A 25518-nucleotide genomic window follows, 5' to 3' on the forward strand; every position below is an offset into this window, starting at 1 on the left:
TTATTGCTCAAGATGATCCTCAGGCCCGGAAACGGCCTCTCCCCCGCTTTTGTGGCGACTTCTTTTCTCGCCCCGCTTGCCACTCAGACACCGGCCCCATATGGGTAAAACGCAAGCCCCGCCCGTAAGCATCAGTGAGCTTCTGGTTGAGCCCCTGTAGCGCCTCGGATGGCTTGGCCCATTGATCTTTGGGCAAAGGCGCGGACCAGGCTTTCAATTCTTCTGGCAAGCTTTTCAGGGCCAGGGTCTTGATGCGGCGTTCAGTGATGATGTGGGCTAAGTAACGCTGAAAGAACCAGTCGCCCACTTTCTTGACCAGCCAGGGTAACAAGGACATTTCTTTACGGGCCTGGCGGCACTTGGCTTTGTAGTGAGCCAGAGTCTCGTCCTCCTTCGGATCCGGGCAGGCCTCGGGGCCGTTTTCCATAAACTGGCGAATACACTCCCATTGGGCCAGGCCGGCCGTTTCATGGCCGACGTTGATGCTGGCAGCGGCCAAGGCCGATTCCGGATCGTTGGGTTTCGGAATCGCCAGCGTGAGCACCGTGTGTGTGGCCATCAAACTGGGGCCGATGTCCTGGCGGGTTTCGATGTAGGCGACCAGTTTTTCCCAGGGATAGATTTCGTAGACGAGTTTGGGGTCGTGTTTTTTCTTTAGGCGGAGGGCGATGAAAAGGTACGTGCTTATTACCAGGATTTCTGTACCTAGAGTAAGCAATCCCCAAAACACCAATGTGCTCCGATATTCATCGGACGCATTCTCCTGCGTAATAGCAGAAAAAACAAAGCCTATGGTGAGCAGTAAAACTATATATGCAATTAAGCCCGAGTTTGAGTTCCAAAACGGCAGCTGTAAGCCCTTTCCGGTCGTCCAGCGCGGCATGGCCACTTCCCGGCGCTGCCGGTTCAGCCTCACCGGTGGCGTTTCTTTCACTGCCTTGTTGCCCAGGAAATGCATGCACAGCCCCCACGGCAGAGAGATCAAGAGATTTCCGACAAGTACAAATAAAGGCAACCCCCAATCCCAACGTCCAATGTTGATGCCAACTTCCAAGGTGAAACCCACTGCCGCCATTACAGTCAACAAGCTCAAGCTCAAGAACATTAGCGAAAACTCAGCGCCGAACAACAAGTTGCCGTTCTGCAAATCCAGCCAACCTTCGGTTTTTCGTCGGATCCAGGAATTGACGTCTATCGTCCGCTCCCCGGTCACCACCGGTTGAGGACTCAGAGCCAGTATGCGACCGTCTTTGGTGGTGCGGCGCACTCCGACTTCCCAATCGGATTCACGCGACTTCTGTGCTGATGACGGATTCTCGTTGTCTTTGGTCATAGTCACGACTTAGTGGGGTCATTTATCAGGGTATGATATTCGATAATCAACGCGGTCAATCTAGTGTCCGGTGTTTCCAGAGGTGTGACGAGTTGCCATTGCTTAGTTTCGTTGGCTCCGACCATCGGCAAATTACCCTGCTCGTGCAAGGTCAGCCTGTAGTGGTACGCCTTGTCTGTCTCTGGCAACCAATTAAGGGAATTGGCTGCCTTGTAGCGGAATGCCAAATAGAACCCGTCGGCCGTCTCTAGGTCGGCTCCGGTCAAGGATAGTTCCAAGGCAACGCCCGCCGCGCCCATGCTCGTGGTAGTAATGGCCTGATTCCAGTAGTCGTGGTCCGGGTCCCAGGCCGTCCCTTCCTGCCGCAGGATTGCCCATTCCATATTATCTACGTCCAGCGAACTCAGTCCGGGTAATTCCAGGCGGAAGGCGCAATAACTCGTGCGCCCATCCAACGCGGCTTGTTCTGCCTTCACTGACAGAGTGGGTTGGTAAATGACCTTGGCCAGTTCGTGGCGCTGCTGATCCGTATCCCAACCCTTGGCGTCATTGCCCCAGGCACTCTGCTCACACCAGCGCTGCACGTCTGTGCGTTTATAATAGCTTTGTACCCAATTGCCTATGCAGACCAAAGCGGTACCTATCCACAGGTAAACGTTCAATCCCCTGAACACACCGCCGGCCAACGACAGCATTCCCCGATTGACCGATTTCCAGGTGATGTCGACCGAGGTTTTGCGGAGAACGTGGTAGATACCGGCAGATCCATTGACCGCCATTCGACCACTGCCATAGAGCAGCATACTGTCTCCAGCAAAGGTTATACCGGCACCTGTCTTTATTCCGGCACCTTGACCTTCTTTGGTAATGACATCAAGTTGCTTTATACCGTCCGCTAGCGCCGAAAAGAACCCAGCCCAAGCCGCAATCGTGCCGCCCCATACATTCACCCGGGCCAGTCGCGTGAGCACGTCATCCGCCTGGGATATGGTCTGGTAGTAATAATTCAGGCGGGCACTGCCGACGATGGTCAGTACACTGGCTGCCGCGCCGATTGTCCCAAATACACCGGAAACTGCATCAGCATAACTGGCGTCAGGAGCATCATCTCGAATTTTTTTAAGCGCATCCCAAGCCCCAACAGCCCCCACCAGCCCCATAAACGACACTAATCCCAAACCACCAACTCGTTTCGGCAGGTCAAGTGTATCCTGTCCGTGGATCATACCCCGGCCATAATCCATCATGCGGGTAAGCCCGCCCCGCTCTCTCAGACGTTTCAGTTCATCGACTTCAGATTGCACAGCACGGCCGTAGGCAGTCCGGGTCAACCCAGCAATCAAGAGCTCTCCGCTATGATTTTCACCCTCTAACGGGGATGTATCCAATAATCTGAACCCCCGTTCCCGAAGCTGATGGGTCAGTTCTTGCTTTTGAGCACGAATGGCTTGGATCTGTTCGTCGTACTCTCGTTTATATCGGCGACGGTCTCGGGTGCTGGCCTCGCTATGCCGCTGCTGAAGGCGATTTTCCCGCTCCAAAACCTCCTCACGCAACTTGGCCAGCCGTTCGATTTCCTTCACGAGAGATTCATGCCTGGCAAGGCTGTCGGCATCTGCAATCTCCAGGTCAACCTGGTACAGCCTTTGGTTCTCGAAGATGTGGGCTCGAAGCCCAGGATCCATCCGTTCGAACACTTGCTTCAGTCGGCCATGCAGATCGGCTGCATCCACCGCCTGTACCAGCTCGAATACCGCCAATCGCCCGGTAATGTTGAGCTGAGCCAGATGGTGGCTGAGTTGTGCGGCAGCGCCCTCTGAAAGCGACGGAAATTGCAAATGGGGGCTCTGCTCAACCAGCCGAACCCACTCTTTGTATGCCGCAGGAGCTTGCTTTGCATCCATTATGGCTTTCAGGCCGTCGACTACGTCTTTTAATGTGCCGGGGATGATCTCGGGTTTCAGATCCAGGGAGATCAAATGCTGGTGCCCGATCTCCTCAAAGTAAAATCGCTTCAGGAAGGAAAAATCACCCGATGACTGTGCCCACTCCGTAAGCACCGCAATCAGACCGTTGTCCATCTTCAGCAGCGCCATATAGTCGGCATCGCTTTCCCGGTCGTGCAGATGACCATGAAGGTAAAAGGTAGCTAGTAACGACTGGATATCCGTGACGATCCGTCGTTTTTCCTCGGCGAACTGCATCAGGTGTTGCTGAGCCTGTTCCAGATAGGCGTTCATGTCTTCCAGCTTCACCAAATCCGCGATACCTTGTTGACCACTGAGAGCAGAACCTTCCACAAGGTCGGCCTGATAGTCCGCCATGGATTCGACGATACTGAATACGTCACGCTGTGACATGCCCAATTCTGTTGCCAGCGCTTTAGCAGCGTCACGCATTCTGGTGACCCGTTCATGGTCGGACGGCATATAGCTATAGGTGCTGGGGCCAGCGACCTTTCGGGCGCTTTGCTGATATTCAGGGAAGTCGTCGATCAGCTCTTTCAACCGGACATGTTGGTCGCGGCTCCCCTGAGCAACCTTTTCAAACAATGCCCTGGCATCTTCATCTTCAACCTGCGCCGAAAACGCGCGGGCCAGCTCGGCTACTCGCTCGTCATCCAATCGAATCAGATCGCTGATGAAGCGCGCCGGATAGTATTTCGCGTCCTCTGCCTCCAACCATGCGTTATGGTTGGTATCCACAATCGCCCAGGCATCCAGCAGGTCATCGATATGGCCCATAAAATCATCAACCACGATATAGGCATGGTCCAGATCATAAGCTGGCAATCGATGGGCGAACGGTTCAGAGCCGGCATCCAGTGTATTTTGTGCCCAGTACCACGAGGGTAAATGGGTTTTCCCATCCATTGGCACGGCTTGGGCATCTGGGTGTGTCAGCAGCGATTCCAGATTTGCCTTGCTCAACAACTGCGGCTTGCCGTTGATGGGGCAGTAACCAGATAGACTCACCCGCTGCATCACCTCTCGACGGTAATCATCCCAGCGCATCAGCATGCTGCACTTTTTCGCGGTCAGCTGTGTGGACGAGAAAAAGACATCGACATGCCCCCTGCGCGGCACCACGATGGCCGGAGTATCCGGGGCTCCAGTACGCTGATCCTGAGCGCCCTCGTTACCTTGCCATAACCGCTTGGTGACCGCGCCGCCGTCTTTGACTTCGTACTCATGCAGAATGTCCGGGGCATCGGAATGGAACAAGTAGAGGTAACCATCCCGTACCTGACGGATGCCAATTGGCTGAAATTCGAGGTTGAACCGGGGCTCCAATGAGGGGTGTCCCGCCGCTTCATCGGCATAGGCGTATCGTACCGGGATCAACTGAATATCCGACCGGGTCAACGGGCAGGCGCCTTGAGCCGTGGCGCTTGCCAGGCTTGCGCGATCGGCGGCGGTTATGGGGTTAGTAAGTTGCTTACCCATGGATAGGCTCTCCTTGCACTTGGGTTCCAGCTGAGGACATGGCGATCATCGCTGCTTTTCTAGCCTGCGCTTCTGCGGCCGTTCCTGGCCACCGATGAAAAAGGTCATAAATGCCAGAGGCCGCTGCTTCCCACAGTGACAGCTCTCCCTGATAGCCGTACACGGTACACCAATGGAGCAAGGCCTGAAGCGATTCATAGCCGTTGGCCAACGCCTGTTCCATGATGGTCCTAAGATCCTTTATTACAGCCTGCCTTACATTTGGCGCGGCTCTACTCGGGAAATAGGTCTCAAAATGCTGGATCAATTTGACCAACGTTGTACGCCGATCAGTGTCCGTTAAACCTCTGAGGGTGTGTTCACCCAGCCGAAATGAAGCGCTACCCTCCGTGTTCCTTCCAACGCCAACCTCTGGCAACGAGTCCGGGCGCACCTCAAGATGCCAACCATCCCATAAAGCATCGGGGAGTTTTACCGCAGTAAACGGAGACCAGTATTCGGGCACACCGCCATCACCGGAAGAAGCCAGCAGGACCCTTGCAACCGTGGGATCGGCGAACCGCAACATGACGCTATAGCCCAAAGGGTGGCGTACCGTGATAAACCGGCATAGATGAGCAGCTACCGCGTCCAACGATTCATCACTGGCGATCGCGTAGCCCCACTCGAACGTTTTGCCCTCCAGAGACAGTTTTTCCAACAACGGGTGGCCCCGGTCAGTGCTCACCAGCAACGGTGCAACATCGCGAATCGATGCCCACTCAGTGCCATCAAACAGATTACGATAGTCCGGAGTGTCAACAAGCTCGTACAGCCAGCGTTCCGCCTCTGCGCGTTTGCTGCCATCAATCAGGACATAATTGAAATGCATGTCCTGAAGCTGATTGTTAGCTTTTGAAGGTCCCTCGAAAACATCAAGCATCGGACCCATCTCCCGATGTGTTCTCTTCTGATTGGCAAATGGAGGTCAGGGCTTTGCCTTCCTGCAGCGCACGCATCTGGGCATCCGGTTGCGCATTGGTTCTCTGGCCGACCGTGGCCTGCGCAGCGGGCTCGGTATACGCCCCACCGGCATCCACCAACCCCGGCCTCTCCGGCACCTGCACCTTCTGCCCACTGCCTTTGCCACCAGCGCCACCGGCGTTCATCTTGATACTCGCACCACCCAAGGCCACGCCGCTGGGGTCGATCTTTACGAAGCTGCCGCCGGCTTTCAGGGTGATTTCGGCTCCTGCTTCGATCACCGCTTTCTGACCGGCTTTGATATGCAGCTCGGTGCCCGAGTCACTGAGCCAGGCGGTGCCGGCTTTGAGGTGCAGGGTGCCGGTGACGTTGAAGCTGTGGTCTTTGCCGGTTTGTTCGCGCTTCTCGCCGTCCACGGTGTGGTGGCTGTTGCCTTTGGTGTGGCTGAAGCGGTTGTTCTCCACCGTCAGGTGGCTGTCGTTCTTGATGACTTCCGTGCGGTTGTTTTCCGTCAGCAGGTCCAGGTCTTTCTGGGCGTGAACGTAGATTTGCTCTTGGTCTGCTTCGTCTTCGAAGCGCAGTTCGTTGCTGCCCTCACCCTTGTGGGTTTTGGTTTTTAATGTGGTCCGGGTTTTGTGTTCCGGCAGCGCGTAGGGCGGTGTGTTGGTGGCGTGGTAGGTTCTTCCGGTAATGATCGGCTGGTCCGGGTCGCCGTCCAGGAAGGACACAATCACTTCGTTGCCGATTCTGGGCAGGGCCATAAAGCCGTATTGGCCGCCGGCCCAGCCCTGGGCGACGCGTAACCAGGCGCTGCTGTGTTCATCATTTTTTGAGTAGCGGTCCCATGGAAACCGGACTTTGACGCGGCCGTACTGGTCGCAGTGGATCTCTTCACCCTCGGGGCCGGTGACGATGGCCATCTGGGGGCCGTCCATCATGGGTTTATGTTCACAAAGAGGCCGCCAGGTTTTGTCGGCCGGAATGGCGGTGAAGTCGTTGTGGTAACTGGTGGGTTCGCTGCCACCCTCTTCTTCCATGGCCTGGGGCTGTTTGCCGGTGTGGGTGATGGCGGTCAGCAGCCATTCCCGGTTCAGGCTCTGGCTGTCGTGGTCCTGCAACTCCACTTTGGCGCCGGGGGTGAAGTCCGGGCGGTTGCTTTCGCCCTGGGCCAGGGAGGCGTCGTTTCTCAGGGCGTCTAGCCTGGCCTGGGTGAAGGGCTGGCCGCTGGCGTCGGCCTTGTAGCGACCGGGGTAGTCGTAGTGTTGGTAGTCTTCTCGGTGGTTCACACCGCCCGCGCTGTGTTCGTGCATCAGGGCGTAGGCGGGGTTTTTGAAGGTGTAGTCCTTCATGGCCACGGAGGCGGCTTTGATGCGCTCTTCGTAGGCGAAGCTGAACACGCAAGCCTGTTTGCTGCTGCCGCCGGCCTGGGTGTTGCAGGGCACCGGGTCCAGCTTGGGGGCGTCGCCATGGTGGTCGGCGATGATCAGGGCCGGTTGTTCTTCGCCATCCACGCTGCCGTGCTGGTAACGGTAGTGCCAGCCTTCTTCGGCGGCCAATCGTTCAATGAACTGCAGGTCGCTTTCCCGGTGCTGGACGCAGTATTCCCGTTCTTCGGGGGCGCGCTTGAAGTCAAAGACCGTATCAATAATGCCCCGCTCTTCGAGCAAGGTACGCACGATGGCGTCGGTGGCCTGGGTCTGGAAGATGCGGCTGTTGTGCATCAGGCCCAGGCGCCAGACCGGGGGCTGGATGACCACTTCGTAGGCGGTGCGGCGGTGGCCGGTGTTGCCGCGGACGAATTCGTTGACCACGCCGGTAAAGCGCCGCACCGGTTGGCCGTCTTGCCACACCACCAGGTCCACCGGTTGTTCCAGAACGTCAGCAGCGGCCACATCCGGGTCAGTGCTCGCCAGTTCTAACCGGCCATGAAACAAGGAAGACAGCTGTTCGGCCAGCTTAAAGCCAACTACCGAAAAGTGATCTGAGGGGAATTCGCCTACACGGGCGGTGAACTGCAATCCGCTTGCCTGGGGCATGACTTCGGTCCCTGAAGAATGAACATTTCCGTTTCAGCCGGCACCATCCAGGTGCAGGCTCCGGTCAACCCGAGCATTCAAGCCCGGGCGACGGGACACAGTTTAATACAAGCTGCGGGGTATGCGGTACCCCGAGAGCAGCTGCTGTGTGAACGGGTTGGTATTACTGGCCGCATGCAGGCGATATCGCATCTCGCCATCGTCCACGGTGAACTTCACATCGACCGCACTGCTGCTGACGCCGGCAATCTCGGCTTTGTCGAGCAAGCGGAACAATGCCCAGGGGCCGCTTTCGGAGATACTCCGGGGCGAACGGTTGACCTGAATCGGCACCAGGGTAATGCGGCTTTCCACCGAATCCCGCAGGGTATTGGGCCAGACCAGCGGTATGCTCTGGCGCGGTCCATGGGAGAACTCCACCAGCTGGCCGTCGATGTTCACTACCGCCCGGCGCTTGTTGTTGGTCAGGTTCAGGGGTTCCAGGGCGAATTCTACGTCCAGTGTGCCGCTGCGGGTGAAGAAGGCCTGGCGAATCTGCCGGGCCCGGTCCAGAGAGGCCACCACGTCCCGGCGTACCAGGCTGGCCCGGCGGGCGTCGCCCACATGCTCGGGATGGTCTTCCAGGAACAGTTTCAGGTTGTCATTGTAGAAAGTTTCCAGGATGCCATCCGGGGCGAAGAAGCGCTCGAAGTCCTGCAGTGCGGCATCGCGACCGGCACCGGCGGTGAACGGATAATGCCGGGCCAGGTTCTGCTGGAACGGCTGGTAAACTTCCCGGTACCACTCGCGCTCCAACTGAGCCACCGCACGGTCAAGCACCACGCGCCAGCTTTCCGTGGCCAGTCGGTTGAGCACGCGGTTCAGTGGCTCCGGCTGGTGGTTGGCCATGCGCTGCAGCGTGAAGATGGGGTCTGCCCCCTGCAGGCCCATGCGGGCACGGGCGGCGCTGAGCGCGGCTTTGCCGGCATCCGGGGACTCCTGGATGTTGCGCAGGTATTCATGCAGTTCACCCACCACCTGCATGATTTCATCCAGGCCAGAAGGCTGGTCACCCTGCTTGCGGGTCAGCCGGTTCAGGTCGGCGAACTGGCGCTCGATATCCTGCAACATACGGAAATGGGGCGACTGTTCCAGCAGTTTTCGGGCTGCCTCGGCTTCACCGTCACCCACCGGGATCAGGCGGGTATTACTCTGGACCTGGCCAAGGAACCGGGCCAGGGGTTCGTGGCCGCTGGTCAGGCTTTCCAGAATGCGCACGCCGTGGTTCAGGTCTTCAAACCGGTGGACATCCAGCCGGCTGACGGCGGTGCGCCAGGCCTCCGCATAATTCTCGGCATACAGCGTTTGCAGGCTGGCCAGCAGCTCTGCCTCGTCCGCCTTGCTGAAATCCACATCGTTACGCCGGCCCAGCACCCAGGCATCCACCAACGCCAGTTCGGTAACCGAACCGGATTTGCGCAGGAACCACTTCTCCAGGCCTTCGCGGGTCAGCAACGCAGGGATGGACAACGGATCCTCTGCGGACGGTAATTCATCACCCAGCGGTTCGCCGTAGGCGTCCATGCGGGTGAACACGGTGGAGAAGGCCGGCCCGGAGCTGCGCGCCAGCTCCAGCGGTGCCTGGAATTCCCGGTTGGCTTCCACCTGCAGATCACGGTACACGCGGTCTGGCGTGCTGATCCGGCCCAGCTCATGCTGCGCCCACTGCACGCTGCTGCGGAACGGTGCCAGTGCCATGGTGGCGGTCTGGTCGCCCTCGGCCGCCATGCCGGCCAGGTTGGTGTGGGCCATGGCGTATTGCAGGTGGCCATAGAGACGGTTCTGCACCTCCCGCTGGCCGGGGAAACGGTTCTGCCAGTAGCTTCGCATGTAAGCGGCGACAAGGTCACTGCGCCGACCGCTGGCGTCGTACAGCATGCGCAACACCCGCAGGTGTTCCAGGCGCTCGGTGCTGTTGTCAGGTGCCCGGCCCATTTCTTCCATCACGCCAAACATCAATGCAGGCAGGTACTGGTAGGCCAACATGTCGAGGTAGGCGGCATCTACTTCCGGCCCCACTTTGTGGCCCTGATACAGGCCCATATCGGCTACCAGGCTCCACTCGTTGCGGTAGTCGCCAAAGGCCATGGTGGCCTCGCGCAATTCATCCAGCGGTTGCAGCAGATTACGGCCGGTGCTGTCGGGCTCGTAGCCCACCGGCTGCCAGTTGTTGATAAAGGCGTTTACCCGGTTTTCCACCTGGGCGGCGGCGTCTGCGTTCTTGATGAAATAGTGCTGCCAGCCGGCGGTCATTCCGGCACCGGCACACACCGCCACGGCGGCGGCCACAGCGACTTTGCGACGGCGTTTGCCGACCACCTTGCGGTTATCGCCCGCCAGGCCCGCCTCTGGATAGATCACCTCCGGGAACAGCCCTTTGGTAAACAGGCTGACCGACTGACCGCCTCGCTGGGCCGGCTGGATGGGGCTGGTCATCTGGTAATTGTGGGCAGCGGCAGAGACAAAGGCATCTTCCGGCACACCTTCCTGCAGCACCGAGGTGAAATAGGTCCCACGGACCAGGGCAGGCGTGGAGAAGGCATCGGCCGACAACAGGTCGGTCAGGAATTGTTCCATGGTGGTTTTCAGGCCTGCCAGCTGGCGGGTGAACGAATAGGCAGCGGCCCGCTCTTCGTTATCGCGGGTGTCCGCCAGGACATCCGGCAGGCGCTGGCTAAGCTCATCCACCATGTCGTTGTAGCGATCTGCGAATTGCTCCAACCACTGATCGTGATCCTGCTGGCCATCCAGTCGGAAGGTGAAGCCTAAAGCCTTGTCTTTCTCAGCTTTTGACAGGGTACGCACGAACGGTGCGAAGCCATACATCAGGTCCATCTTGGTAAAGGTGACATACACTGGCAGCCGCGAACCCAGCTGTTCCATCAGTTCCCGCAGGCGGGTGCGCAGCAGGATGGCGTGGGCTTCCCGCTGCTTATCACTGGCGGTGCTCAGGCGGGCCAGGTCCACGGCCAGAATCACGCCGTTCAGCGGGCGCTGGGGACGGCTGCGCTCGAGCCAGCCGATAAAATGGTTCCACAGCCGGTTCTGGATTTCGCCGGTGGCGCCTTCGCCCTGGTTCTGGCTCAGCAGTTCGCCGTCCGGGTCGATCAGTACGCCGTTATCGCCAATCCACCAGTCAAAACCGAAGGGGTTGCGGTCGCCCCGGTTATTCCGGGTGACGTTGGTGAGGGTGTAGGTTTGCCCTGCCCGCTGAATCAGGCTGGTCTTGCCGGCATCTTCCAGGCCCATCACCAGGTACCAGGGCAGGCGGTACAGGCCTTTGCGGCCGGGCAGATTGCTTTTCAGGGCCTGCAACTGGCGGTCCAGCAAGCGCTGCTGCCGGCGTTCCATGGGCAGGATCGGATCTTCCTGTTCCTGTTGCTCCTCGGCCTTGGCTTTATTCACCTTGCCCAGCCGGCGAGCCAGGGCCATACCCCAGAACACCACCACCAGCAAAATCACACCCAGGGTCACCAGGGCCCGCATCTGCCAGGCCATCAACGGGTACTCTCCGCCAATTTCCAGGCGGGGGCCTAGCCACCAGGTGGCCACCAGCAAGGCGATAACCGCCAGCGCCAGGGTGACCGGTGCGGCGTTACGAAGATGAGGCAGTAGCCAACGACCAATGAGTAAGGCTTTTCTCCACATGGTTTCCATTCCTGCGTTTGATGCGTGCGGGCGTTACGCCAGTCGTTCCAGTTGTTTGATCAGGCCGGGTTCCCAGTCTTCCAGAACCAGGCCTCGGACCTGCCCTTGCAGGTCCTGAATCTGTTGCGCGGCCATGGCTTTCAGGCCGGTTTCTTTCAGTAGCCTGGCACTGGCCAGACGCCAGTACAGCCGTTCCCGGGGCTCCCGGGCATCGGCCAGGCCTTGTTCCAGCAGCTCCAGTGCCGCCGGCAGTTTGCTCTGCCTTGCCAGTTCAACCGCACTGTCCAGCGCCTGCTCCCAGGGGTTGGCGCCACCGCCGTTGCCTTTGACCGTCGCCGGTGCGGTATGCATCCAGTCCGCGGCATCGTCACTGAGAAAGGCGGTGCCGTCATTGAAGGTCAGCTCTGCCAGTTCCGGCAGCCTTTCCACAAAGGCTTTCAGGGCTTCCCGGATGGCTTCGGCGCAATCGCTATGGCCCAACGCCATCGCCGCCCGGGCACTGAGCCAGTGGCCATCGAGCCAGAACGGGCTGACCGACAGGCTCTGTTCGATGCGCTGCCAGAGTTCGTTATCCGGGGTTTTATCCAGACTTTCCTTGTACTCCGCCACCCGGTCTGCACTCACAGCAGCCAGGTCTGTTCGCTTGCCATCCCGGGTGGGCGGCAGGCTGGTGATGCTTTGCCAGATGGCATGGCGGCGCATCTGATAACCCAAGGGGTTGTCCGGCTCAGTGCCGGTGAGCAGCTCAGCCACTTTCAGCAGGCTCTGGCGGGTCGCCCGCTCATTACTCGGGTCCAGTGTCAGGTTGCCCAGTGAAGCGCTTGCGGCAGTGGTAGCCGCCGGCTTGTTTACTGCCGCCGCTGCCGGCTGGCTCGGAGCGGTTTGAGGCTCCCCGGCACTGGCCTGGCTGCCAGGCTGGTCTGGTTTGGGCAGTTTCTCTGCCGCCCGCTTCAGATCAAACAAGGCGTCACCCGGCAGGTCTTTGGCTTTGGCCTGGTCATCCAGCTTGTCGATCAGATCCAGGCAGTACTGGCGGCCATCACCCACGCTGGCATCAAAATTCAGGCTCTCCACACCTTTGAGGGCGCGTTGCAGCATCTGGGTAAACAGCATTTTTCGGGCACGCTGGCCCTTGGCGCCGGGATAGGGCCAGGCGTTCTCCCACCAGCCATCCAACACCCGATGCAACAGGTACAGTGACAAGGCAAAGCGTTCGCCGTCGCCACTGCGCTGCAGGCTGAGCATCAGAAAACCCAATACCTTGATGTCTTTGCTGCGGTCTGCCAGCAGCTTGAGGGCCTCGCTCTCAACCTTGTTCCAGTCGATGTCGTTGTGAGCCAGAGAACCCACTTTCATCACTTCGTCTTCCAGAAACTCCAACACCGGGTCCTCGGCCAGGCTGTCGCCGGTGCCGCTTTCCCCCGGAATCGCACCGAGCACCTGTTCAACGTATGGGTGTTGTTCAATAACCTGCATCGTTGCCCCCTTACCAGCCACAGGCCTGACGTAGTGGCCGGATCGCTTCTGCATAACCGGAAAGATCAAACAGCAAACCATCCAGCTCCTGGGCTTCGGCGTGAATGCGAGCGTCCGGCTGCCCGACGATTTGCTGCACTATACGGATTGCCGGCAAGCCGCGGCCGGCACTGACCACCAGGCCCTCATCCCGTACCCGCCAGTAGGCTCGCTCGGGCCCCAATGCCACCTCCACCCGCTCCCGGTTGATAGGTTCCGGCAGCATGACGGTCAATTCGGTGATGTTGTTGTGGCACTGCAGCGCCAGCACCGGTCGTGGCGGTTGAACCCCTAATGCAGAGACAGTGACCAGGTGGCCAGCAGCCGCACCGGTATCCCGATAGGTCACCCCGGACGCATCTTCACCACTGGCCTGGGCAAAGGCCCGGCGCCAGCGTTCGGACTGGTTGACCTCCTGCACCCGCCGACCCTGCTCGTAACGGGCCAGTGGGGTGGCAAACACCTCATCAAAACAGGCCAGCCGGTCGAGCCGGTTGGCTTCGGCCGTGCAGGCCTCGGCTTCCGCCAGGCGGGTGTCGGCCAGCGTGACGGTGCTGGCCAGCACCATGGCCAGGCCGAGCAACCCGGGTTGGATTCGGTCTTTCAGGGTCATACGTCAGTTACCTGATACTTCAGACATTTATGGGCCAGGGTACGTTTGGGCAGGCCCAGGCTTTCAGCGGCCTGGGCACGGTTGCCGCCGTACTGGCGCAGTCGTTCACGAATAATGGCGGCCTCGAAGGCCTGGGCGGCGGCTTTCAGGTCGCGGATGTCATCCGCCACCGGAACCCCCACCATGGCTTTCGGTTCAACGCTGGCATCCATGGCCGGGCCTGGATCGGCAAACAGGTCATCCAGGCGTAACACTTCCGGCTGGATGTCATCGCCGGCGGGCGTTTGCAGGCAAGCCAATTCCACGATGTTGCGCAGTTCCCGCACGTTGCCGGGGAAGTTGTAACCAGCCAGTGTGTGCAGCGCGTGGCTACTGATACCCAGTGGGCCACTGCCTTCGCGTTCGGTGTACAGGCGAATGAAGTGCCGGCTCAGGGCTTCCAGATCTTCCGTGCGTTCGCGCAGCGGAATAACCCGCAATGGGAACTGGCTGAGGCGATAGAACAGGTCACGCCGAAAGCGGCCGTCTTCGATGCCTTCCTGCAGGGGCTGATGGGTAGCCGCCACCAGCCGGAAGTCGGAGTGCTGTTCATCCCGGGCGCCCAGGGGGCGGAACTGGCGGCTTTCCAGTACCCGCAGCAGTTTGGACTGCAGGGCCATGGGCATGTCACCGATTTCATCCAGGAACAGGGTGCCGCCATTGGCCTGTGCCAGAAGGCCCTCTTTGGACTGGTCGGCGCCGGAGAAGGCGCCTTTGGTATGGCCGAACAGTTCGCTTTCCAGCAGGGTGTCGGGGATGGCAGCGCAGTTGACCACCACCAGCGGACCATTCGCCCGGTCGGACATGTCGTGGATGCCCCGGGCGACCACGTCTTTGCCGCAGCCGGTTTCGCCTTGGATCAGCACAGACAGCTGGCTACCGGCGGCACGCACCACTTGGGCCCGGAGGTTCACCATGGCTTCGGAGTTGCCGACCAGGGTGTGGGCCAGTTTTTCACAGCGCTGGCGCAGGGTTTCGGCGTCGTGCAGGTGGTCCAGGGAGCGTTTGAGCATGCGCCGCTGCCAGACCTGGTCGCGCGTTTGCAGTTGGCTGATCCACTGATGCACCAGCAGTTGTTTGATGCCGGCGTACAGGGGCTGGCCGACGATGCCTTGCCAGTCTGGATGGTCGCCGCAGAGAACGAGGATACCGAGGGTGCGGCCGTCTTCGCCGGCGAGGGGTTCAAGCCAGAGGCTTCTGGGGCGGTCGCTGGCGTCGAACAGGGTCTGGAAGCCGGGGTGATCCAGGCGGTAGCTGGCGGCGCGGGTAAGCTCTCTGGGCTGGCCGGTTTGCAGTACATGGGCAAACGGGTGGCTGAAGTCGCTGCAGTCGAATTCGCTGGTGTCGCCTAGTTGGCCACAGTGGAGGGTTCGGCCGCTGAGGTCGAGTTCGAGGGCCCAGCATTTGGTGAGGCCGAAGGCTTTTTGGAGCTGGCTGGTGGCGGTGTTCAGCAACGCAGGCAGGGTGTCCTGTTTGATGAGTGCCACCGCCAGGTCTATGCCGGTGTGCAGTTCCTTCTGCATCCGTCCCATTGCTATCGTTCCTTCTTTATGGAGATCGCCGCCCGCACACCGTGGGGGATAGCTTTCCAAAACACGCTGTGAATACATCCTTGTACGCTCCGCTCCGCCATCCATGGCTCCGCAGGGTTTTGGAAAGCTATCCCCCACGGTGCGCTCCTTCTAAGTCAGCCTACGCGACTGTTCCTGTGAACCGGTTTTCTTCGACACCCAAGGTGACCTTGGTCACCGGCTCCCTTGCCGCCAGTGTTTCCAGCAGCGCCAGGGATACCGGTGGCAACAATTCGCCTTCGATGATCGATTCCAGCATCCGTGCGCCGTTCTCACTCCTGGTGGCACGGCTACGGATGGCTTCTACCAGGCCGTCTTCCAGTTCCACATCGGTGTGGTAACGGGCTTTAATCTGGTCGGCCAGGCGCTGGAGTTTGTCGCCGACGATGCGGTTGAGGGTGTCTTCACCCAGCGGCAGGTAGGGCACCACTTCCATTCGTGCCAGCAACGCAGGTTTGAAGAAGTTGGCCAGTTCCGGGTACAGGGCTTCTTCGATCTTTTCCGGTGCTTCGGCGTGGTTGACGATGGTCTGGTAGCCGAGGTTGGAGGTGAGGAAGAAGACGACGTTTTTGCAGTCGATCAACCGGCCTTCGCCGTCCGCCAACTCGCCTTTGTCAAAGGCCTGGTAGAACAGGTTTAGGACTTCCGGGTGGGCTTTTTCGACTTCGTCGAGCAGGACCACGGAATAGGGCTTCTGGCGGATGGCTTCGGTGAGGATGCCGCCTTCGCCAAAGCCCACATAGCCTGGGGGTGAGCCGATCAGGCGGGAGACGGTGTGCTTCTCCTGGTATTCGGACATGTTGATGGTGGTGAGGAACTGGCGGCCGCCGTAGAGCAGTTCGGCCAGTTGCACCACGGTTTCGGTTTTACCAACACCACTCGGGCCCACCAGCAGGAAGGCGCCCATGGGGCGGCCGGGGCGGCGCAGGTCGGCGCGGGCGGTGAGCAGGTGCTGGTGCAGGCAGTCGATGGCGGTGTCCTGGCCTTTGATGTGGGCCCGCAGGTACGCCGGCAGGTGGGTGATTTTCTCCAGCTCGTCGGTGGTCATGCGATTGACAGGAATGCCGGTCCAGTCGGCGATGACTTCGGCGACTTGGCGAGCGTCCACGCGGGCATGGACCAGGGGTTCATCAGCTTGCAGCTCGGCCAGTTCCTGTTCGATGGCGGCGGCTTCACTTTTCAGGTCCGGGCGTTCTTCGTGCTCGGTCTCGGCCAACTCAACATCAGCATCATCGGCGGTTTCGGCTTCGACATCACCCAGCAGCAATTGTTCGCGGATGTCGACCAGCCGGGCCACCAGCTCGCGCTGGTCGTTCCAGCTTTGCTCCAGGGCTTCGGCTTCGGCGGTCAGGTCGGCGATGCGTTGTTCAAGTTCCTGTTCCCGCTCGGCGTCAACGCTCTGGCCCAGAGTATGTTCCCGGCTCAGCAGGTCCTGTTCCATGGCCAGTTGGTGCAACTCGCTGCGCACGTGGCTGAGACGGCGCGGAGGTGTGCTCAGGTTCAGGCTGACCCTGGCGCAGGCGGTGTCCAGTACGTCGATGGCTTTGTCCGGTAATTGGCGGCCGGCGAGGTAACGGGCAGACATTTCCGAGGCGGCTTTCAGGGCGCTGTCGGCGACCAGTACCTGATGGGCTTTTTCGTAGACAGTACGCAGGCCCCGGAGTATGTGGACGGCTTCGCCCGGGGTCGGCTCGTCCAGGGCGACCGGCTGGAAGCGGCGGCTCAAGGCCGGGTCTTTCTCGAAATATTTCTTGTATTCGCGCCAGGTGGTGGCAGCGATGGTGCGCAGCTCGCCCCGGGCCAGCGCTGGCTTCAACAGGTTGGCGGCGTCGGAGCCGCCTTCGCTGTTGCCGGCACCGATCAGGGTGTGGGCTTCGTCGATGAACAGGATGATTGGCGTAACAGAACCTTTAACGGCTTCGATCACGCCCTTGAGGCGCTTCTCGAATTCGCCTTTGACCGAGGCACCGGCCTGCAGGGCGCCCATGTCCAGGGTCCAGAGTTCAACGGTTTTCAGGCGGTCCGGTACGTCACCGTTGACAATGCGCAGCGCCAGGCCTTCCACCAGGGCGCTTTTACCGACGCCGGCGTCGCCCACCACGATGGGGTTGTTCTTGCGGCGGCGGCAGAGGATGTCGATCATCTGGTCGATTTCGGCATCCCGGCACACCACCGGGTCCAGCTTTTCTTCCCGGGCCAGCTTGGTGAAGTCGGTGGCGTAACGCTTGAGCGGGTCCATGTCGGTATCCGCCACAGGCTTGGCAGAGCCGTTTTCCGTCAGCTGCGGGCGTTCGACGGAACCTTCCGTGAGGCGGTCGAATTGTTTGCGCAACTGTTCCCGGTTGATGTCTACCAGGGTCTGGGCCACCCGGGGCATCAAGTAGCGGTCGGCGTTCATCAGCAGGGCCAGGAATACGGCGCCGGAACGCAGTTCGGTGTGGCCCAGCTCGGTGGAGGTCAGCAGCCAGGCGTCCTGCATCAGTTCCACCAGCAAAGGCGAGAACGAGGGATAAGGCTCGGCGGTCTGCGGCTCGCCGTTCAGGCTGTCGCCCACCAATGGCTGCAGTTGCTGATGATTGATGCCGGTGTGTTCCAGAATCTGGCGTACGTCAGAGAACGGCGTTTCCAGCAGTTTGAACAGCAAATGGGCCGGGGTAATCTCGGCGCCCTGGCGGCTGATGCACAGGGCGGCGGAGGCTTCCAGGGCCTGGCGTGAAATGTCGTTAAGGCGCCCGATCAGCGCCGGCAGTTCTACCCGAATCACAGTGATATCCTTATTTCGGTAGTTGGTCCAGTACGCTGAGCACATCCCTGATGCGTTCGTTCAGCGCGACGTTGTACAAGTGGTAAATGCCCGCCATGGCAGCAATAAACAGGCCGCCAATACCCCACAGGGGCAGGCCGCTGCGCAGCCGGTTGCGGGCCGGAGCTACGTTCTCCGTGGCGTCGGCCAGCGGCTGCGGGTCCCGGTCGGCGCGCAGTTCACGGAGTTGCTCATAGAGGCCGCGAACAATCCGGTCGTACTCATCCCGGCCGTTCTCCATTACCTTGTAACGGCCTTCAAAACCCAGGCACAGGCACAGGTAGATGAAGCCCAGCATATCGCGGTAGCGGGCCGGCTCTTTCTCCATGCGGGCGAGGATGGCGAATACCTTTTCCCCACCCCAGGTTTCATTGTGGAAGCGGGACAGCAGGGAGTGCTGGGACCACACACTATGGGCGCCCCAATCGGTGCCCAGCACCGCTTCATCAATGAAGGCGCAGAGCACGTAGCGATAGGCCACCACCGTCGGGCGTTCATAGCCCTGCTCGATCAGCTCCCGGTCAATGGCCGCCACTTCGTCGACCACTTGCTGGTACAGGTTTTCCACGTCCCGGAAATCCGCCAGCCGGCGGACCCGGATCACCAGGCCCAGCAGTGGCGTGGCGGCGTCGATCAGGCGGTTTTCTTCCAGCCCTCGCAGCTGGAAGCCGGCGTTGTCGAATTCGGTTCGGGAGCCACTGTTGCCGGCGTCCGCAAACAGAAGGTCACTGAATGCACTGTCACCCGAATCCCTGGTGTTGTCTGGTCTGTCCATTACCGGTGCATCTGCCATGGTTTAGCTCCTGATTGCCCAGAATTGCATTTCCAGCCCGGGGAAGCTGCCGGCCACGTGGAAGGCAAAGCCACTGGCGTTGTCGAGCATTTGCCAGGCTTGGCTCTGGTCGTCCAGCCGGAAGTAGACAAAGCCGGCGTGGTACGGCAGTTGGCGCGGCGCCACCGGCAGAGCCGACAACGGAATACCCGGCAGCTGCAGGCTGATGAGGTCGCGAATCTTCTCAACCGACGCCACTTTGCACTGCTGGGTGAACTGCTTGCGCAGGTCGTCCAGCGGCATGTCGGCCTTCACCGCCAGGATGAATTCGGCATCCTTGATGATCTGTCCATCCTGCACCGGTGCCACCGTCAGCCCGTACTGGCGCTGCTGCAGCGTGATCGACAGCGCTCTCGGTTCCAGCACGGTGCTCAGGGCCTGTCGCAGCACTTGCATCAGCGGGCTGAAGCAGGCTTCCGGCAGGTCGTGGTCATAGGGGGTGAATTCCTTGGGCAGCCGGCTTTCGTCGGTAAAGGTCACCAACTCGCCACACAGCTCAAGCAGAGCCTCGTACAGGCGCTCGGGATGCAGCTGGCGCAGCCGGGCCAGGTGCATGAATTTCGGGTGCGCCCGGTTCAGCATCTGCAGCAGCATGAAGTCAGACACATCCGCCACACCGCCCTGCCCTGGCGCACCTACGCGCTCGGCGATGTTGCGGGCCCGCTCCTGCATCAAGCCAGCCATTTCGCCGACGAACCGCTGCAAGCGCGGGGCTGAACGGACGCTGAGCATGGTGGGCAGGAAGTTGGGGTCCATCACCAGGCTGCCATCCGGGCGTTTTTCCAGGATCCGGCCGATGGCCACCGAGGCATAGGCACTGCGATCGTCCCGCTCCAGCATCAGGCGCGGCGCAACCCGGCCCACATCGATGCTGTGGGCGTCGCCATCAATGGAATGCAGATCCCGGATTTCCACGGTCTGGGCACGAAAACGCCCTGCTACCGGGGCATCCGGCCACTCCACTTCCGCCAGGGTATCGCTGCCCAGGGGCAGCGCCAGATACACCACCTGATTGGCCACCGACGCATCGGTGATTTCCAGGGGTTCCGGCATCACATCGTCCTGGGGCAGATTGAACCGGGTACCATCCGGAAACAGTCCGGAAGCCCGCACCAGGCCAACCCGGCCGAAGCTCAGGTACTCGGCGTTCAGCTCCAGGTCACTGAAGCCATACAGGTAGTCCGAGACCGCCAGCGCCCGCTCGTTGATCTGGTGTTCCAGATATCGTTGCTGCTGCTGGAAGTGCTGGGGCTTGATAAACAGCCCGTCACTCCAGACGACTCGATTGGTAGCTGCCATCAGGTATCTTCCGAACGTCTGAGTTGTACTTCCCGCTCACGCAGGTTGACCAGCAGGTGGTAGGTGTCGCCCACCGGATCCACCCGGATGACCTTTTTCCACTGGGACAGGTTCGGGTAAGCATAGAAGGCGATAACGCCGATAAACCGGGTGTCCTTGCTGATCTCGAACGGTGCTACGTACTTGAACTGGCCCGGTACCAGGGTGTAGTCGCTGTGGTCCACGTAGTTGCGGCCCAGGGACTTTTCCAGGTCGTTCAACAGTTGATCAAAGTCGCCGGCCATCAGCAGGGAGCTGTCCCGCAGCTCGATGATCTGATAGGCAATCGGCGTGGGCGCCAGGGATTCGTTCGGGTTTACATCCGGTTCAGCGAGCATGGTCAGCGCCACCTTGCTGGGCAGCTCTTCCGGATAGCCCACGGGAATATCGGGGTCCCACAACACCTTGGCGGTTTTGGTCACCGCGTTGTACGGGGTGCTGCACCCCACCATCAGCATGACAATAGCCAGCAAGCTCCATTTGCAGTACTTCATGAAAGGCTCTCCCTCTGTAATTGGCGCAAGTGTTGGTCGTAGGCCTGGTCGAACACCTCCTGGAAGAGGCGTTCAAATCCCTGCTGACGACTGGATCTGAGTTCCCGGTAATAGTGTTGGTACATGTTCCAGGCCCAACGGCCTTCGTCTTCGTTGTCTTGCAGGCCACGGCGGTAGCCGTGGAACCGGCGCAACAGGGCCTCCGGCGAGAAGGCATAAAGAATGGCTTCCAGGGCTTCCCGAATGGCTTCACGGGTGGCCTGCTGGTGATGGTTCAGGCTCTCCAGGCTTTCCCGAACCGCAGCCGGAGCAGACAGGTGCACCGGGCTGCGCTCGGCGGCAAACAGGGTCTGCATGGTGCCGGTGTAGTCGTCACCCAGGCGCAACGGGTTGTCTTCAATCGGCTGCAGGCGGGTGCGCAGGGCCCGGTGCCGCGAATCTTCACCCTGATGCAGGGCCAGCAGGCCTTCGACCGTGGCTTTCAGGGTCTGGCCGGCTTCCTCCAGGAACAACCGCATTTCATCGCTGTCGGCAAAATCGATGTCGGCTTCCATACCTCGCATCAGGGGGGCACCGCTGATGTGTTGCCGGCTGGTGTCTTTGGCTTCCCGGCTGTGTTCCCTGAACTCTGACATTCCCTGTCGCTCCTGTGTGTCGTGCCCGTGCTTGCGGGCGTTACGGTTCATTGGCAGGCCCATGGCCACATCCCGGTTTTCCCGGTATTCATCGCTGACCTCGGCCGAACGGGCAAACCAGGACTGGTCACTGGCCAACAGCTCGGGGGCTTCTTCCGCAGGCTGACGGGCCGTTTCCTGCCAGGGCGCCAGCGGGTCGTCACTCATCGTTTCTCCCGCCGGAGTATGCAGTCCCTCGAGGGGTTCCCGGCCATCCGGCATCCTCTGACCGGTTTCTGCCCGCATCAGTGAATCTTCCTCCACATCCACCAGCTGCCGGTCCTGCCCAGAGCCTTCTTCCAGCTCTGAGCGGTCAACCGCGTCACCGTTCAGCTCTGCCCGCATCCGGTAACGGCCGATGGTCAGGGTGTCACCATGATTCAGCCGCGCCCTGCGGCCCCGGCCCACAGGCTGGCTGCTGCTGTTGATGTAAGTGCGGCCACTGCGGTCAATCAGGCAGAAGCCACCATCCAGGAAGCGAACCTCGGCATGGCCGGCTACGGCGCCGGTGCGATGGGGCGACAACCGCCAGGTGTCGTTGGCCGCCGTGCCAATCGACCCGCCACCGGTACCAAAACTGTGTTCAATGCTGGCACCACCGCCGGTTTCGGTCGGGTTGATGATCACCAGGGTTAATGCTGCTGTCCGGTTTGACACCTGTCTGGCTCCTTGCCTTATCGTCGTATCTGGATGCGCACCGCCGGGCGTTCACGGGCCCGGTCCGGTGTCACAAAGGAATTCCAGCCCAGGCGCACATCCTCACCCAGCTGCATGGGCCGGATATCCTTGGGCCGCATTTGCAGCTCCAGGTCGTAGGCCAGCTGCTCCCGGGTGGTGAATTCCACCAGCTTCACCAGGCGCTCATGGTCCCGGCCGTTGGGCAGAAAATCCGCAAAGCGCTGCCGGCTCAGGTTGCGCAGGCGCAGGATGAACTTGCCGCTGCGATCCCGGATGCTGGAGCCAACCAGGGTGTCCTGGCCCAGGCTGGCATTGGCCTGGCCCAACCGCGTTTGCTGGTCTTGCCCGATGGCCACCTTGCGCAACACCCACTGCTCGATGCTGACGTCTTCCAGGTCGAAACAGTGTGCGACAATGCCACTGACCACTTCCGGCGACCGGCTGCGGCCCGCCATCTGGCCGGCGTAGGCCAGCATCTTGGACCAGTTGACCGGTGTGGCTTCCCGCAAGCGGCTGTCACCCAGACCGACCAGGGAAAACACCAGCTCGGAAAACCCGTCGCTGGCGCCGGGCTGGAACCGCACGTAGTACCGGTACTTGCGCCAGGCCCGGTGGAACAGGGTGACCAACCGGTGGTTGAAAAAGTCCAGAAAGTGACGGCGCACTCCCAGGTTCTGGCCTGCTTCCCAGGCCAGGTCCTCCAGGTAGTAGCCCGGCAACGGCGACTGGGAGCCGTGCAGGCCGAGAAAGCTCACTTCCATCTGGTAAGGCGCGTGCTCGTGTTCCGGCGACAGGGCCGAGACCACATCGCTACCCGGAAAGCCCAGGCCGGCCGAGGCCGAAAACCGGATACGCTCCTGGCGGGGCTCGCCGCTGCCGGAGCTTTCCAGATCGTCGCCATGGTGCCGGTGAATCAGATCCACCAACTGGAAAAAACTGTAACGCCGCGCGTTGCCGAGGACAGGTTCCAGCCCGGCTACATCAGCGGCTGCTGACCTTGCTGTAACGTCCATGTGTACCGTTCCTGATTGTCTGTATTCACCACTTCCAACTGGTGAAAGGCATTGATACTCGCGTAAAGCGCAAAAAACTGGCTCAGTACCGTTCCGAACAGGTACAGATCCCCTTCGCTGCCGAAATTCTGCTGATCCAGCTTCAGCACCGAACGAATGCCACGCACCGGCAAGCCACGAACCATGCGGTCCACCGGCTGAGTGGTGATCTCACTGATGCCCGCCAACCGTTTCTGGGACACCCGCTCGGCCTGTCGGTCGACCAGCGCTCGAAAGTCGTATACCCGCAGCACGGTGCGCAGGGCATCCACATCCAGCATGGACAGGTAGTTCAGGGACAGATTGGAAATCAGCGTCCACAACAGGCTGCCGTCCAGCGTTGGCCGCAGCGTGGCCGTGGGCCGGGTAATGTTGCTGAACGAGGCAAACGCCGGGGTGGTCTCGGTGGCCATGCAGATCTCACCCACGGCCAGCTGCTGGGGCAGTTGCCGGTTGGTGCAGGTCAGCGTCAGCGACACCGCTTCCTGGCGGTTCATGCACTCGGACTCGTCGCCCCGGACAAACGAGATGTAGTGATCAAAGCCATCACCGCGCACGCTTTCACGGGTCCGCACCCGGTAATACAGCGCCGTGCGGCCACGGTCCCGCTCCACCTCGTGCTGGAAACTCTCGAACGCGGTGTACAGCCGAGGTTCCCCCCGGCCGGAACGCCCTTCAAGCCAGCCTTCCACCTGTTCGATGCTGAACACTTCAAAGTGCTCTGGGCAGCGGCTGGACGGGGAAATACGGTACTCGGTCTGCCGGCCGTTCAGATCTACCGGCTCGCCTTCGTGGCTGAACAGGTTGACCGCCGGGGTGCAGTACAGCTGCAGGGAGTCCCGAGTGACCCGAACATCGGGCGGCAGAATACGGCTGAAATGAAAACGCAAGCTGATCTCATCGGCCTGCACCGCCGGCAACCGGGACTTGAGGCCGGCGATATCGATAAACCGGAAGGCCTCGGGAAAGCTCAGGTATTCCTGGATGATGCGGTACCCGGCGTAAGCGTTCTTCGGATACGGCAAAATCGCCTCGTCGGCGGCAAAACCCACCGGCTGCAACAGCGACGACGGCAGGCTGTAAACATTGTCGCCCACCACCAGTTCCATGCGGGTGAGGTAGTGGTTCAGCCACAGGTACAGGGTTTCGGCGGTGTGGTTATCGCCGCCCAGATAGAACCGCAGGCTGTCCAGGCCCAGGGCATTCAACGGCTGGTCTGTGTGCAGTCCCAGGTCGACGGTGACCGAAGACACTTCCCGGGAATGCTCGGCGTGGGCATCGGCCACGCTGACCGGGAAGATATCGACCGCCCGGCAGGTACGGAACCGGCACTGGGTCTGGCGGCTGGCTTCGCCCAGGGGTCGGCTCTTGATTTCGGTATGGCGCTCAACGGTTTGCCGCTCGCTGATGGCGTGCAATTGCGGGTCAAAGCGCATGATGGTGCAACTGGGCACCGGCCGCAGGTAGTTGGGCCATAGCATGTTCAGCAGGGAATGGGTCAGCTCTGGAAACTCGTCCTCAACCTTTTCCCGCAATTTGCCGGTCAGGAAGGCAAAGCCTTCCAGCAGCCGTTCCACATCCGGGTCGGTGCTTTGTTCGGACAAAAAGCGGGTAAGCTGCGGATGTGCCTCGGCAAATTCCCTGCCTTGCAACCGCAGAAAGCTCAACTCATCCCTGTAGAACCTGTTCAACTTCATTCTTACTGCACCTTATCTGGCTCCGAGCAAGGGTGTGGTTGGTCTTTCCAAAAGACGCTTCGAGCCCGTCCGTGGGGCGCTTGAGCTCCGCCATCCATGGCTCCGCACACTTTTGGAAAGACCAACCACACCCTCGCTCTCATCCGTGCCTTCAAAAAACATCCAGACGGCATTCATCCAGGTTTGACGGAGGGGGTGGGGGACAATTTTCTGGCGGGAAAAAAGATGTCTGAGCAAAGCGAGTTGTTTTTTCCCAGAAGAAAATTGTCCCCCACCCCCTCCAGCCCCCACGGGCCAAAGCAACCAAACCTAAACCACCCGGTAATACCGCTTGTCATCCAAAACCAGGTCAATAGTCGTCCGGTCGTCACTCCCTGCAACCTGCAGATAAACCGTCACCTGAAACTTCAACTGCAGCGGGTCCGGGCCCGGTGGCAACGCCACCACATCCACCCGCTTGACCCGCGGCTCAAACTTCTCGATGCACTGACGAATCGCCCCGCGAATCTGGATACTCAAATCCTGAGTACCCAGGGTGGCATCGTTGAAATCCAGCAATCCGAGGTCTGGTACGCTGGCGCTGTTGCCCGGATGGGCATTCAGCAGGCGCACCAGATGGCGCTTGATGGATTCCACCACATGGGTCACTTCAACCATGCCCTGCCCCGCAGGGGCGGCGGCCTGTTCGAGCCGTTCAAACAGGCTGCCAGTATTGCGAACGCCGTCAGTGCCAGTGGCGCCGAACAT

At 60.4% G+C, this 25518-nt stretch carries 16 protein-coding genes; all 16 read right to left on the reverse strand.

Translation table 11 applies throughout. The features are described from left to right. Positions 1-19: 19 nt before the first annotated feature. On the reverse strand, positions 20-1333 hold the full coding sequence (locus tag QUE75_RS18580) for a hypothetical protein (protein WP_286252406.1): 1314 nt from the start codon (positions 1331-1333) through the stop codon (positions 20-22). A 2-nt stretch (positions 1334-1335) separates the two neighbouring features. Further along, entirely contained in the window at positions 1336-4779 is a 3444-nt protein-coding gene (locus QUE75_RS18585; protein WP_286252408.1) for a toxin VasX, read from the reverse strand. Continuing rightward, the gene (locus tag QUE75_RS18590) at positions 4772-5701 is read right to left on the reverse strand and encodes a DUF4123 domain-containing protein (protein WP_230714321.1); all 930 of its coding nucleotides are present in this window, start codon (positions 5699-5701) and stop codon (positions 4772-4774) included. Before QUE75_RS18590 ends, QUE75_RS18585 begins: the two co-directional genes overlap by 8 nt. Further along, positions 5694-7778 carry a type VI secretion system Vgr family protein gene (locus tag QUE75_RS18595; protein WP_286252413.1) on the reverse strand — a complete coding sequence of 695 codons (2085 nt, stop codon included), beginning with the start codon at positions 7776-7778 and terminating at the stop codon, positions 5694-5696. The genes QUE75_RS18590 and QUE75_RS18595 overlap by 8 nt, the downstream gene beginning before the upstream one ends. Positions 7779-7880: 102 nt before the next feature. Beyond that, positions 7881-11474: a type VI secretion system membrane subunit TssM gene (gene tssM, locus QUE75_RS18600; protein ID WP_286252415.1), complete on the reverse strand. Its 3594-nt coding sequence runs from the start codon at positions 11472-11474 to the stop codon at positions 7881-7883. A gap of 24 nt (positions 11475-11498) precedes the next feature. Then, complete coding sequence (tssA, locus tag QUE75_RS18605) at positions 11499-12941, reverse strand: type VI secretion system protein TssA (protein ID WP_286252417.1); 1443 nt, start codon at positions 12939-12941, stop codon at positions 11499-11501. A 10-nt stretch (positions 12942-12951) separates the two neighbouring features. Further along, on the reverse strand, positions 12952-13593 hold the full coding sequence (gene vasI, locus QUE75_RS18610) for a type VI secretion system-associated protein VasI (RefSeq protein ID WP_286252420.1): 642 nt from the start codon (positions 13591-13593) through the stop codon (positions 12952-12954). Further along, positions 13590-15155: a sigma-54 interaction domain-containing protein gene (locus tag QUE75_RS18615; protein WP_286255732.1), complete on the reverse strand. Its 1566-nt coding sequence runs from the start codon at positions 15153-15155 to the stop codon at positions 13590-13592. The genes vasI and QUE75_RS18615 overlap by 4 nt, the downstream gene beginning before the upstream one ends. A gap of 169 nt (positions 15156-15324) precedes the next feature. After that, positions 15325-18012 (reverse strand): type VI secretion system ATPase TssH, encoded by a 2688-nt coding sequence (gene tssH, locus QUE75_RS18620; RefSeq protein WP_396631674.1) that lies wholly within the window; start codon positions 18010-18012, stop codon positions 15325-15327. After that, positions 17978-18799, reverse strand: a complete 822-nt coding sequence (icmH, locus tag QUE75_RS18625) for a type IVB secretion system protein IcmH/DotU (protein ID WP_058090740.1) — start codon at positions 18797-18799, stop codon at positions 17978-17980. The genes tssH and icmH overlap by 35 nt, the downstream gene beginning before the upstream one ends. A gap of 3 nt (positions 18800-18802) precedes the next feature. Further along, complete coding sequence (gene tssK / locus QUE75_RS18630; RefSeq protein WP_061331933.1) at positions 18803-20137, reverse strand: type VI secretion system baseplate subunit TssK; 1335 nt, start codon at positions 20135-20137, stop codon at positions 18803-18805. After that, positions 20137-20670: a type VI secretion system lipoprotein TssJ gene (gene tssJ / locus QUE75_RS18635; RefSeq protein WP_058090742.1), complete on the reverse strand. Its 534-nt coding sequence runs from the start codon at positions 20668-20670 to the stop codon at positions 20137-20139. The genes tssK and tssJ overlap by 1 nt, the downstream gene beginning before the upstream one ends. Then, the gene (gene tagH, locus QUE75_RS18640; RefSeq protein ID WP_286252429.1) at positions 20667-22001 is read right to left on the reverse strand and encodes a type VI secretion system-associated FHA domain protein TagH; all 1335 of its coding nucleotides are present in this window, start codon (positions 21999-22001) and stop codon (positions 20667-20669) included. Before tagH ends, tssJ begins: the two co-directional genes overlap by 4 nt. A gap of 17 nt (positions 22002-22018) precedes the next feature. Next, complete coding sequence (gene tssG, locus QUE75_RS18645) at positions 22019-23035, reverse strand: type VI secretion system baseplate subunit TssG (protein ID WP_072676012.1); 1017 nt, start codon at positions 23033-23035, stop codon at positions 22019-22021. After that, positions 22999-24771, reverse strand: coding sequence for a type VI secretion system baseplate subunit TssF (gene tssF / locus QUE75_RS18650; RefSeq protein ID WP_138436025.1), 1773 nt, complete (start codon positions 24769-24771; stop codon positions 22999-23001). The genes tssG and tssF overlap by 37 nt, the downstream gene beginning before the upstream one ends. Positions 24772-25080: 309 nt before the next feature. After that, positions 25081-25518, reverse strand: a complete 438-nt coding sequence (gene tssE / locus QUE75_RS18655; protein ID WP_286252434.1) for a type VI secretion system baseplate subunit TssE — start codon at positions 25516-25518, stop codon at positions 25081-25083.

It is taken from the genome of Marinobacter shengliensis (genome assembly GCF_030297115.1).
GTDB classification, from domain to species: Bacteria; Pseudomonadota; Gammaproteobacteria; order Pseudomonadales; family Oleiphilaceae; genus Marinobacter; species Marinobacter shengliensis.